Below are 10,746 nucleotides of genomic sequence, written 5' to 3' on the forward strand. Positions count from 1 at the left end.
AAAATGAAATTAGAATTTTAGATAGAGGGGAATGTCACAGGCTTATAGAGGTATTTACAAAGAAAAAAGCTTGTTGTAACGTAATAAACAACAAGCAACATTCTACAAAACAAAACATAATTTGATATTTTACATAAATGAAGATCAAGAGGATCAATAGAACAAAATTAAAAACAATTGAATATGAACACAAAACAAAAAGCCACTCCCATATGCTAACGGCTACCAACCTTTAGCGGGAATGACTCAGTTCTAGTAATTGCTACCAACACTTACTAGAATGAACTGTATTAACCCACAGTGTTAACGTTTAAGTAGTGCACCAACACTATCCTTAAACAACTATGCCTTTTCACGAGGCTTCTTTGATATACCCATTTTATCTATTGTTTGACTAAAATTCAACTAGTAAATGCTAGAATTGTATTTTTTGTAGTCAAAAGATATATAGCGGGCATCTCTAAACCTAGAAGTCTTGTGGATCTACAGGTCATTTAGGAATTGGAGATGCCTTTTTGTTTTTTGTTCGCGTGGAATTGCCTGATACCACGTAAATAAAAACTGATAAGCCGTAATTCCGTGCTGCCATACATTTAGCGGGAACGTGTTACGGCGTGGCTGGCTGTTGGTCGTGCAGGGGGTACAGAGTATACGCCTACAAAAACAGCGCCCCTCATTGGAATCCTGTTCTTTTGGTGAGGGAGGGTGAGAACTTACCCAGGGACGATTCTCTAAAAGGTTCGGGTGGTTATCGTTAGCATTACGGTGCTAGGGAGTACATTCAGTTTGTCGTGTAGGGACGATATTACAAGGACAAGCCATAGAAAAAGGATGTATGCGGTGAAAATCGCTGAGTGAACAGGGTCTATACATACGGATACCTTATAAGTGACCGCATGGCGAAAACAAGACGCTTATCCATCTATTTTGATTGATTACTTTTTTGTGATTGTTCAAAGTAGGGGATAAATCTGCCTTCCAGCCGTATTCCTTAATCGTTCCCACATGATAAAAAAACCTCAAGGTCCTCAGTCAAGATTAATTACGAACAATAGATGAAAAACTTGAGATTGTTTAAGACCTGTGGGAATGACTCACTAAGATAGAGGAATAAATAAGGGATTTACTACTTATTTGATTAGAGGATAAGGGGACGGATGGTTAGAATATGCATTATTGCAGGATTTGGTTTTATACAAATAATATAGTATGTGAAATTTTATATAGAAATACTTATAAAAGGTTTCAAATATTTTATTTAGAGTTTTACTTTTAAGAAATATTACAGAAGATAATTAGTTTTGTTATTTATTTATATTTTGGTTGTTGAAAAAACTTTTAATTTATAAAAATTAACAGGCTTAATTTACCATATTAATTAAGCCTGTTAATTAATATGGTAAATTTTATGTTGACATTTGAATATTTTGTCTTTTATAATTATTTTGAAAACACAAAGAGGTGGTGGACAAAATGAGATCAAATGAACATGAATACCGCTAGGATACAGCTATACATAGAGCTTCATAATAATCCGAAAAATTAGGATTATTATGAAGCTCTAAAATATACTATAGGAGAAAAATTATGAATAGAAATTTAAATATAGTTGCTTTAGAAATTCTTGAGGGCTGCAACCTTACTTGTGATTTTTGTGTAAGAAATGCTTTAAATAATTTAACGAACAAGGTTTCGCTTGAAAATTTCGAAAAATTACTCAATATGTTAAACAATTTTCCTCAAAAACCTCATATTGCTTTCACTGGAGGAGAACCTTTCCTTCAAAAAGATTTATTAAAGATATTAGAAATGACTGTTAAGTATGGATTTAAATTTTCTATAACTACAAATGCTACTATAAAAAATAGAGAAGTAATAGACTTCTGTGCAAAAACTCAATTTTTTAAACATTTTATCATCTCTATAGATAGTTATAACGCTGATGTACATAATAATATTCGGGGACCGAAAGCGCTTGAAAGAACACTTTCTTTCATAGATTATTTAAGAGAAAAAGAGATATCTTTTGGAATTAATGCAACTATAAGTGAGGTTAATTATTTCGATGTTGATGGAACAATAAAATTTGCTAAGGATATTGGTGCTAAGGATATATCAGTAGCAACAGTAAAACCAAATGGTCGAGGAGCTGCTACATTAAACCCTGAGCAATTGGATTATATAGCAAAACAAATATTAAATAATAAGTGTCTAATTGATGACAACTTTAAAGTTTGGGCTGCCGAAGTAACACTTTTCTTATATGATATGGATACTTATAGAGATGATATTATGAATGGTGAATCAGGTAGTTGTGCTTTTGGTAGAGCAACTTTACATATTCGAGCAAATGGGGATATTCTTGGTTGTACTTCTTGTGAAGATATAGTGCTGGGAAATGTTTTTGATACTGAAGATGACAATTATTTAAATAAACTTTGGCATAATCATCAAATATTAAATGATGTCCGATCTAAGCAAAAGCTAAATGGAACTTGTGGTACTTGTGAATTTAAAGAGTTTTGTGGAGGATGCAGATGTAGAGCTTATGGAATAACAGGCGATCTGTTCGGAGATGACAATTATTGTCCAATTGTTATAGAAAATAACAAAGAATACTCACTACAATGAAAAAAATTCTAGCGTTTACTATACCGACTTGGTCAGCGATGGTTGTAAATTCCCTTATTGGTATCACAGACTTTTGGTTTTTGTCTCAAATCTCTAAAAATTACATGTCAATTGTTGGTATAGCATATATTCCATTCTCTATTATCAGCTCATTGATTGTGGGAATTGGTATTGAAGCAAATAGAACAAAGGCAAAAGGGAATCCAATTAATTTTTGGAGCATACTTGTTTTTGTATTAATATTATCTTCTTCCTTGTCTATACTAGCACAAGGTTTTTCCCATTATCTTCTTTTTTTTACATGGGATAATCCTATGTATAATGAGATTAAAACTTATTTTAGTATTATTTGTTATGCTATCATTCCAACGTCTATTTTATATGTCTGTACAGGTATCTTAAGAGGAAAAGGGCTTCCTAAAAAAACTTTAATATTTAGTTCTTTGGCAGTGATCTTAAATTTTTCCTTAGATTTTTTGTTTATTAAGATAAACCTTTTAGGAAATCCTTTAGCAGGCTGTGCCATTGCAACAGTTATTGCAGATTCATTAGTGGCAGCAATCTATATTCTCTATTTCGTAAAAAAAAGATTTGTAGATACAGGAAAAATGGACATAAGAAGATTTATGACGAATGCTTTAATAAACTCGACAGAAAAGCTTTTTTCAGTATCAACTTTGCAAGTAATTTCTAATTTATTTATTGCTAAAATTAGTGTTATGCAAGCTTCAGTTTATTTTGGTCTGGATAGGTTCTTTTCACCGCTCTTACTTTTTTCTTATAGCTTTTTTGAATGGGTTGTATATTCAAAGTCGAAAGGTATTAAAACTAGTAATTCAATTTATTTAATTTATTTTGTTTTACTAGTAGTTTATAATTCTATAGTTATTCAATTTATGAATTTAGATAGAATAGGTTTTATATATTCATGTATATATGTAGTCTATCTGTTTATATTCTTTATTGAGAGAACCATTGTGGCTAATTTCTTTGCCGAGGAACAAGGAAAAATTGTTAACTATGTAATTTTATCAAAAAATATTCTTTTCCTAATAACTCTGTTTATAGTATCAAATTTAGGCAAGCTATCTCTTTTATCTTTTGGTGTTGTTAATCTTCTTTTCATATTTGGAGAAGCAATATGCCTTATGGTAATACTTCAAAAACAAAATAAATATTTAAAAATGGCAGGATAAGTATGTAGTTAGTATTTAACCCTCGCTACTAGCAGTTAGTTCAATGGAAAATTAAAATGAGATGGAAGAAAATTCGGTTTGGTGCAAAGTAAAAAACAGTGGAGGGACAGCCTAGTAGCTTATAATCCAATTATTGGATACAAGTCTAGGTATCTGTAACCTATATAAATTTTTTACTTATAAAGAAAAGACACCCATATAAGAGTGTCTTTTCTGATTTTTGATAGTTTTTTAGCAGAAACAACTACACCCAATAATGATTAATAAAATAAACAATACAAATAATAAAGAAAATCCTCCAGCGAAACCGCAGCCTTCGCCACAACTACCACCATATCCTATAACAATAGTGCATCCTTTAGATTAGAGGGGAAAACTAGGGTTCATTCCATGTGATTTAATGGGTTAACATTACCTTATGTATTTAAGAGTGAATTGAGCAGATCCTTTTGAAAATAAAGAAAAGACACCTTAAGGTGCCTTCCTCACACTTGGACTATCCTGTATTACTGCGGTTTCGATTAATAAATTAAATTATAACAATAATTTGTTATAATTCCGTGTACCCTAGCTGATATAATGTATAAGGAAATTATTGGTTAATTAATAGTGCATATATATTTGAGAGGGGACATAAGTAATGATAGAGATAATCGAGGTAATCTTGTCATTCTTTTTACTTGTTACATATTCCATTCGTTATCTATTTTCAACAGGCGAAAATAGGAAACAAGCAAAAGCAGATCTAAAAGAATTTTGGGCTAGTAATGAAGGACAAGGATTATTTGGTGCTGCTGTGGGACTGGTGATTTCTGTAATAATTTTTGGTTATTTGTTGATGACGCAAATAAATTTTTAACTAAGAAGAAAAGTATTAAAGAAAACAAGATATTAAATAATATATAAGGACCTCGCCATTTCTGTTGGATGGTGAGTTTTTTAATGTACAAAAGAAAAGACACCCAAAGGTGCCTTCCTCCGACCTGAACCATCTTAATTTTAATAATATGTATCTCGCAAATATAATTTTATCATATTTATGTATACTGTTTCTTGAGAAATAATAAGAGCACTCGAATGAGTGCCCTTGTAATTAATTCTTAGATAAATCTACACCATCAGTTTTGTTTCCTGGTGTTGTAGCAGCAGGTTCAGTTTGCATTGCCTTCAACATATTTGGATTTATATTAACTTGAACTGTATTAACATTATTTACGTTGTTAGTTCCGCCAGTACGAGCAGCAAATAATGCATTCTTGTAATCAACACGTCCACTTAATAAGAATAAATCAATAAACCATAGAATCCCTAATCCTCCGCAAGTCAGAAGATTCAAGATACCCATGCCAATATCCCCAACATAAAATCTTCCTGCACCTAAGAATCCAAGGAAAATATGTAATAAATATGCTATACCTTTAGATTTCATCTTTTTCACTCCGTCCCCAAAATATAAAATGTAAGATTTCTAGAACATCATAACAGAAACAGTTACAACTATATTGTCATATTTTATTGAATAAAAATAAAAAAGAGAGTACCAGTCTCTCCTTTTTATCTATTAGTAGAAAACAGTCACCTATATGGTTGATGTTGATATTGGTGATATGATTGAAAATGTTGTGCCGGTAAACTATAAGGATGAGCATATGGATCTGGTGGTGGAATATGAGTATGCCACCACCACCATGGTATTTCATGTGTCCAAGGTTTAGGGATAATGGTTAACATAGGACTCTGTCTATAAAAATATCCATTCAAGTTCGTTCCTCCTAACATAAATTTGATATTTAATTGGGAACATTATGGATAATTGTCCCTTTAGAATTGGGAGAACATCTAAATGACAAAAAAAAGAGAGCAATTTGCTCTCTTTCTGCATTTGGTAAAATTACGAAAAATTTTACCTGTAGATATTGGAAATGATCTCTTTTATGATGAAATCAAATCATGGTATATCCTTGTTGTTTTGTAACATTTCCACGTACAATGAAACTTGTTTTGCAAAACGGCCTTGCTGACGTCCATCAATCTCCTCATAAGCTTTTTGGATGTCATTACAAAATATAAAATTATTCACTAATCGAGATAAAGAAAACATTGATATCTTACCATAAAAAAAGACACCCCAAGGTGCCTTTCTCCGACATGAACCACTTTAATTTTAATAATATGTATTGGACGCCAATCCAAAGATAATTCTAACATGTTTTCATATAAATGAAAGTGGATTCTTTAACTTACTTAATTACTTTGTCCATAACTTCTTTATATTTGTTAAACTGGGCATCTTCCATATCACCATTCATTTGTATAAGGAAGTTACCTTTTGCGTAAGTATGAGAGAATAGCATTTGATTACCATTACCTAAATCGTCATAGTATTTCTTAGCTTTTTCAAGATCTTCTTTGTTTTTAAACTCAAATATTCTACCACCACTATCTTCACCTAATGCTGGAACTAGAATGCGCTTTGCTTCTTTTCTAGTATTTCCAAATTCTTTTTCTGGTAGGTCACTAGGATTGTCAGCTTCTAATCCTGCAGCTTTAAATTCTTCAATTACCTTACCAACCGTGACATTACTTGTCATTGATTTAACGCTATCACAAGCGGATAAACCAAATAATAATAGAGCTCCAATAAGTAATCCTGCTAATCTTTTAAACATAGTTGTTCATTCCTCCTAATGTAAATAAATCCGTAAATATAATAACAAATTATTTATCTTTATATTGTCATATATTGTCTAATAGAAATAAAAAAAGAGAGCTGTAGCCTTCAAGAAGGTATGGAAACAATTATGAGCTTCAAGGGCCATCTTGGAATTCAATACCACAATTCATTTTTGGGAAGTGTATTTGAGAAGCTTTTATTTTTGGATTATAAGAGTGCTCTCACATTTACGACAAGCGATTTTCTCTTCTTCAAAAATGAATAGATTCTCAGCATCACATTCTGGGCATACAACTGCAAGTGGTGTTTTTATATTTTTATAGCATAGGAAAGACATGACTGCCAGGAATAGAGCAGGCATAACAAGCATCATAAGTAAGAATAGACCTGCAAAAACGCCAGCAATTATGGAAAGTGGTTTCATTAGTTTTCTACCCACGGAGTTTACTTGATTATCCTTCTTACGAAAAGCAGTAACAAGGTAAGTATTGGTTTCTCTTACCGGCTCAAATGTTCTTACCGTATTGTAATCTTGTTCATTCATAGTAGGATAGGAAGTGTTTTGCTCTTTAAATCCTCGTTGTATATAATAGTTGTTTGATTCAGCTATTTGTGGTGTATACGAGATTCCAGTTCCAGGTATATAAGTTGTTGTTCTTGATTCAAGTGGAATGGAGTTCCCTCCCGTACCTGTGTATGTAAAGTTAATTTTCACACCCGGGGAAACTTGGATAATTCTACGAAACTTATAACCCATAATATTGTATCCTCTCCATCTAATTAATATAATTCTTTACTAATTATAACAAATTTTTAATTTTATATTAATATATTAAATTAAAACGAAATAATAAAAAAGAGTAATATTGAATTTTACTAATTTAAGGCGTTTTAGGAGTCTTTCTCCGACTTGGACTATTCTGTATTAATGCCTTTTCGATTAATACATTAAATTATAAAAATAATTTGTTATACCCCAATGTACCTTAGCTGATATACTGTATAAGGCAATTATTGGTTAATTAATAACGGACATATAGTAGGGAGGTACATAAGTAATGATAGATTTAATCAGTGGATTAATTGAAATGGTTTTTGGTTTTGTTGCATTCATTTTAGCTTTATTTGCTTATCTCTTTTCAACAGGAGAAGAAAAGAGACAAGCAAAAGAGGATTTAAAAGAGCTTTCTAAATCTTTTCTCATCCCCTTTATTGTGGTATTTGGAATTGCAAGTATATTTTTTATTAATATGATTAATGATATTGACAATAAACCACCTTCGAGAGACGATGGCGATCCTTTAGGATGTGCTCATTATGGTGGAGAATGGGACACTGGTGGCCTTTTTGGGGAAGCCAAATGTGTTTATAATAAAACTGATGAAACGGATTATAAATAATATACATAAAGAAAAGGCGCCCGGATAAGGGTGCCTTTTCCAATAGTTTTTTTAGCAGAAGCAAGAAGCTCCGACAATTATTAATAAGATAAATAATACAACTAATAAAGCAAATCCTCCTGCAAAGCCACAGCCGCCACCGCAGCTACCACCAAAGCCCATAATAATTCCTCCTTTAAATAGTAGGAGAAAAATAAGGAGTCACTCATGTATCTTAATGGATTCAAATTACTTTATGTTTTTATGGATTAAATGAGCATGGCCTTTTGAAAATAAAAAAAAGGCGCCATAAAGCGCCTCCCATTTGGGTAAATAAGAAGTAAGGTTTCTAAGATAACTGAAAAAATAGAACAGGTGCTTAGATTTTATCACGTTTTTTTTCTGAATGAACATGCATTATTACATATTTATAATAAATCCCTCTATTTTCCATTTGATAAAATATGTTCCGAATATTGTCAATATTTAAATAAATATTTCTATAAATTCAAAATATTTACAAAAATACAAATATGATACATTTAAGATGCAAGTTATAAAAAAATATTTAAGGGGGATTTATTATGTTCAAGAAATTAGTAGTTGGAGCATTAGCGACTGGTATTGCATTAACAGGAGGAGTTGGGGGAGCTTCAGCAAGTACGGAATCTATGGAAAGTTTTAAAAGCATTACAAGTCAATCATTTGGATACGAACTTCAAAATGGTAAACATTACAAAAAAGTATTTAGTGAATCAGGTATCTTTGATAACTATAAATATGAGGATGGGATTCATTGGTACTATAAAGGACGTAGTGTAACAACTGATTACGGTGGCGGTTGGTATGGTCATTATGAAGGGAGAGAAGGATAGTAAAGTTCTTATAGAAAAACCTCATTATTTGAGGTTTTTTCTGTTTGTATAAAACTGATTCTCCATAAAGAAAAGACACCTTAAAGTGCCTTTCTACTCTGTAACAAATTTAAACACGTAGTACATAAAAAATAAACAAGATAGATATGCTAGTCTGCCAGCAATTGATTCTCTCATAAATTTCATAAGTATCAATTTGATAATCAATGCTAAGGATAACGGTATAAACAGTATCATAGCAAGTTTGATCGCTAAATCGGTTATAGTTGGATTAAACGCTTCAAATTTAATTATAATATCCACTTACCCCTCTCTGTTATCGGTTTATACTTATAATAAGTTTTAAATTATTTTGTCCACTAAAAAAAGACGTTAATTTGAGAACCTTTTATTTTTGGATTATAAGAGTACTCTCACATTTAGGGGGCTCGCCTCATGCCCATCAATTTAAGAAAAGTAAACACCCCAAAAACAAAAAATGAGTTAATTTCTTAAAATGACTAACTGTAGAGAAAGAAAATTTTCAATTAGGGGGTACTTCAAAACCTTAGCTTGATAGCGATGGGGGGCTTTTACGTTTATTACTGCCGATTTTTTGCCTAGCTTATTTGCGTAAGCTGTAAAAAATCCATGTAAAGTCACATCCTTTCTCCCTTGAATAAGAGAAAGGATAGCAACTCGCTCGCCCTCACAATATACAATTACTTATTTATGTTTACCATTTGCTACTATTCATCTTCTATTAAATTTTCTATTTCAAGTAAAATTTAATAGAGAAATAAAAAGATACTTTCTATGCCTTATAACAAACAAAAATAGTATCAGAGGCATTATAAAATTAAAATAATCCTTTCCATCTCTACTTATTTGATACTATTTACGTACCAGGATTCTTCTGGTGAACCGTACCAAGATGGCTTACTATATGACTTTTGTTTTTCATTCCATTGCAACTTAACATCTACCCAATGTCCTCTAGGATATACCGATAAAATGCCCGGTTCATACTTTTCTACCCATTTAATTTTATTTAATAATTGATTTTGTTTCATTAAATGCGTATAAAAAACATTTTGGAACATTGTATGATAAATAGAAGTCGCAATATGTTCTATATCATTCGTGATTGCTTCTACACCAGTCATGACAACTGTCGCAAGTAAACCTTCTTGTAGATCATCCTCTCTACCCACGTGCATTTCTACATCACAATAATATACTTTTACTTCATTATCCTTATTAGGTACTAAATCATGCTTTAAATAAGGTATTTTGAACTTATAAATCCCTGAATGAAATCTAATTGCTTCTTCCATGTTTGATTGATTTAACCAATTCATAAAATCGCTCCTTTCTATAATTTCCAAAAATATTTACCTATATAATATTACTATAATATAACGGTTTATAATAATAATATATAAAATGTCCGCTAATACTTTTTTTATTGATATATAAATTCCAACGCAACTACTTAAAGTATAAATATCTTATTTAAAGTTTCATGATTTACTTTTACACTTTTATACTTGTGTAAAAGTGTAAAGTTATTCATTATCTTATTATAGCTTCTTCTACCTAACTTGAAAGCGGGTATTCTATGAATCATAGAGAACAACAACAATCTACTAAAATAGAGGAATACACTAGGGAGAACTAGTAAAAACCAAATGAATGCGTATTGTGTTATACAAAAATAATTAATGATTTAACAGCGGATCACATAGATTCTCTAAAGAAAAGTGGTTGGTTATTAACTTTTCTATTCAGATATGATGGTCTATTTTGGAAAAAATGGAATTATTGGTTTAATATTATTTACGATTGCACAATAGAGCATTCAAACATCATAAAACCTCATATTAGGAAAAAATGAGGAGCTAAACTAACTTTATTAAAATAACTATGAAATCCAGCGAGTGTAAGGGTTGCTTATAAATTTATAAAACAATTTATGAATATTTATTATTTACTGAATATTTATTATTGAC

At 31.1% G+C, this 10,746-nt stretch carries 14 protein-coding genes and 1 pseudogene; 6 read left to right on the plus strand and 9 right to left on the minus strand.

Going from position 1 to position 10,746, the window contains the following annotated elements:
* Window positions 1-1,587 precede the first annotated feature (1,587 nt).
* Together DN403_RS23055 and DN403_RS23060 are read left to right on the plus strand one after the other, a co-directional pair.
* Window positions 1,588-2,631 carry a radical SAM/SPASM domain-containing protein gene (locus DN403_RS23055; protein WP_144514573.1) on the plus strand — a complete coding sequence of 348 codons (1,044 nt, stop codon included), beginning with the start codon at window positions 1,588-1,590 and terminating at the stop codon, window positions 2,629-2,631.
* Window positions 2,628-3,827 (plus strand): MATE family efflux transporter, encoded by a 1,200-nt coding sequence (locus tag DN403_RS23060; protein ID WP_149185769.1) that lies wholly within the window; start codon window positions 2,628-2,630, stop codon window positions 3,825-3,827. The genes DN403_RS23055 and DN403_RS23060 overlap by 4 nt, the downstream gene beginning before the upstream one ends.
* A 231-nt stretch (window positions 3,828-4,058) precedes the next feature.
* Here the strand turns inward: DN403_RS23060 and DN403_RS23065 are convergent, their stop codons facing one another.
* Window positions 4,059-4,169 carry a YjcZ family sporulation protein gene (locus tag DN403_RS23065; RefSeq protein ID WP_149185778.1) on the minus strand — a complete coding sequence of 37 codons (111 nt, stop codon included), beginning with the start codon at window positions 4,167-4,169 and terminating at the stop codon, window positions 4,059-4,061.
* Window positions 4,170-4,476: 307 nt separating this feature from the next.
* Between DN403_RS23065 and DN403_RS23070 the strand changes: the two genes are divergently transcribed.
* Entirely contained in the window at window positions 4,477-4,686 is a 210-nt protein-coding gene (locus DN403_RS23070) for a hypothetical protein (protein ID WP_098908912.1), read from the plus strand.
* 234 nt (window positions 4,687-4,920) lie between these two features.
* On the opposite strand, the gene DN403_RS23075 is transcribed toward DN403_RS23070, so the two are convergent.
* Window positions 4,921-5,256 carry a TM2 domain-containing protein gene (locus DN403_RS23075; RefSeq protein ID WP_149185770.1) on the minus strand — a complete coding sequence of 112 codons (336 nt, stop codon included), beginning with the start codon at window positions 5,254-5,256 and terminating at the stop codon, window positions 4,921-4,923.
* A gap of 146 nt (window positions 5,257-5,402) precedes the next feature.
* Window positions 5,403-5,588 carry a hypothetical protein gene (locus tag DN403_RS23080; RefSeq protein WP_149185771.1) on the minus strand — a complete coding sequence of 62 codons (186 nt, stop codon included), beginning with the start codon at window positions 5,586-5,588 and terminating at the stop codon, window positions 5,403-5,405.
* Window positions 5,589-5,670: 82 nt separating this feature from the next.
* Here DN403_RS23080 and DN403_RS31865 point away from each other — a divergent pair, with 82 nt between their 5' ends.
* Window positions 5,671-5,802: a hypothetical protein gene (locus tag DN403_RS31865; RefSeq protein WP_255452057.1), complete on the plus strand. Its 132-nt coding sequence runs from the start codon at window positions 5,671-5,673 to the stop codon at window positions 5,800-5,802.
* On the opposite strand, the pseudogene DN403_RS31870 reads toward DN403_RS31865, so the two are convergent.
* The 3 genes and pseudogenes from DN403_RS31870 to DN403_RS23095 form a co-directional block, all read right to left on the minus strand.
* Window positions 5,776-5,886 (minus strand): annotated as a pseudogene (locus DN403_RS31870) (XRE family transcriptional regulator); the annotation flags it as partial. The gene DN403_RS31865 and the pseudogene DN403_RS31870 sit on opposite strands and share 27 nt — an antisense overlap.
* A 181-nt stretch (window positions 5,887-6,067) precedes the next feature.
* Window positions 6,068-6,496 carry a stress protein gene (locus tag DN403_RS23090; RefSeq protein WP_149185772.1) on the minus strand — a complete coding sequence of 143 codons (429 nt, stop codon included), beginning with the start codon at window positions 6,494-6,496 and terminating at the stop codon, window positions 6,068-6,070.
* A 201-nt stretch (window positions 6,497-6,697) separates the two neighbouring features.
* On the minus strand, window positions 6,698-7,258 hold the full coding sequence (locus DN403_RS23095) for a DUF4236 domain-containing protein (RefSeq protein ID WP_149185773.1): 561 nt from the start codon (window positions 7,256-7,258) through the stop codon (window positions 6,698-6,700).
* A 301-nt stretch (window positions 7,259-7,559) separates the two neighbouring features.
* Between DN403_RS23095 and DN403_RS23100 the strand changes: the two genes are divergently transcribed.
* Entirely contained in the window at window positions 7,560-7,901 is a 342-nt protein-coding gene (locus tag DN403_RS23100) for a hypothetical protein (protein WP_149185774.1), read from the plus strand.
* 51 nt (window positions 7,902-7,952) lie between these two features.
* Here DN403_RS23100 and DN403_RS23105 read toward each other — a convergent pair whose 3' ends face one another.
* Complete coding sequence (locus DN403_RS23105; protein WP_000505681.1) at window positions 7,953-8,063, minus strand: YjcZ family sporulation protein; 111 nt, start codon at window positions 8,061-8,063, stop codon at window positions 7,953-7,955.
* 401 nt (window positions 8,064-8,464) lie between these two features.
* Here DN403_RS23105 and DN403_RS23110 point away from each other — a divergent pair, with 401 nt between their 5' ends.
* The gene (locus tag DN403_RS23110; protein ID WP_149185775.1) at window positions 8,465-8,755 is read left to right on the plus strand and encodes an LCI fold-containing protein; all 291 of its coding nucleotides are present in this window, start codon (window positions 8,465-8,467) and stop codon (window positions 8,753-8,755) included.
* 93 nt (window positions 8,756-8,848) lie between these two features.
* Here DN403_RS23110 and DN403_RS31875 read toward each other — a convergent pair whose 3' ends face one another.
* Together DN403_RS31875 and DN403_RS23120 are read right to left on the minus strand one after the other, a co-directional pair.
* Window positions 8,849-9,058: a hypothetical protein gene (locus tag DN403_RS31875; protein WP_149185776.1), complete on the minus strand. Its 210-nt coding sequence runs from the start codon at window positions 9,056-9,058 to the stop codon at window positions 8,849-8,851.
* Between the two features lie 560 nt (window positions 9,059-9,618).
* Window positions 9,619-10,095 carry a hypothetical protein gene (locus DN403_RS23120; protein WP_149185777.1) on the minus strand — a complete coding sequence of 159 codons (477 nt, stop codon included), beginning with the start codon at window positions 10,093-10,095 and terminating at the stop codon, window positions 9,619-9,621.
* Window positions 10,096-10,746: the final 651 nt, after the last annotated feature.

Origin of the sequence: Bacillus sp. AY2-1 (assembly GCF_008368965.1) — a bacterium.
Taxonomy (GTDB): domain Bacteria; phylum Bacillota; class Bacilli; order Bacillales; family Bacillaceae_G; genus Bacillus_A; species Bacillus_A thuringiensis_S.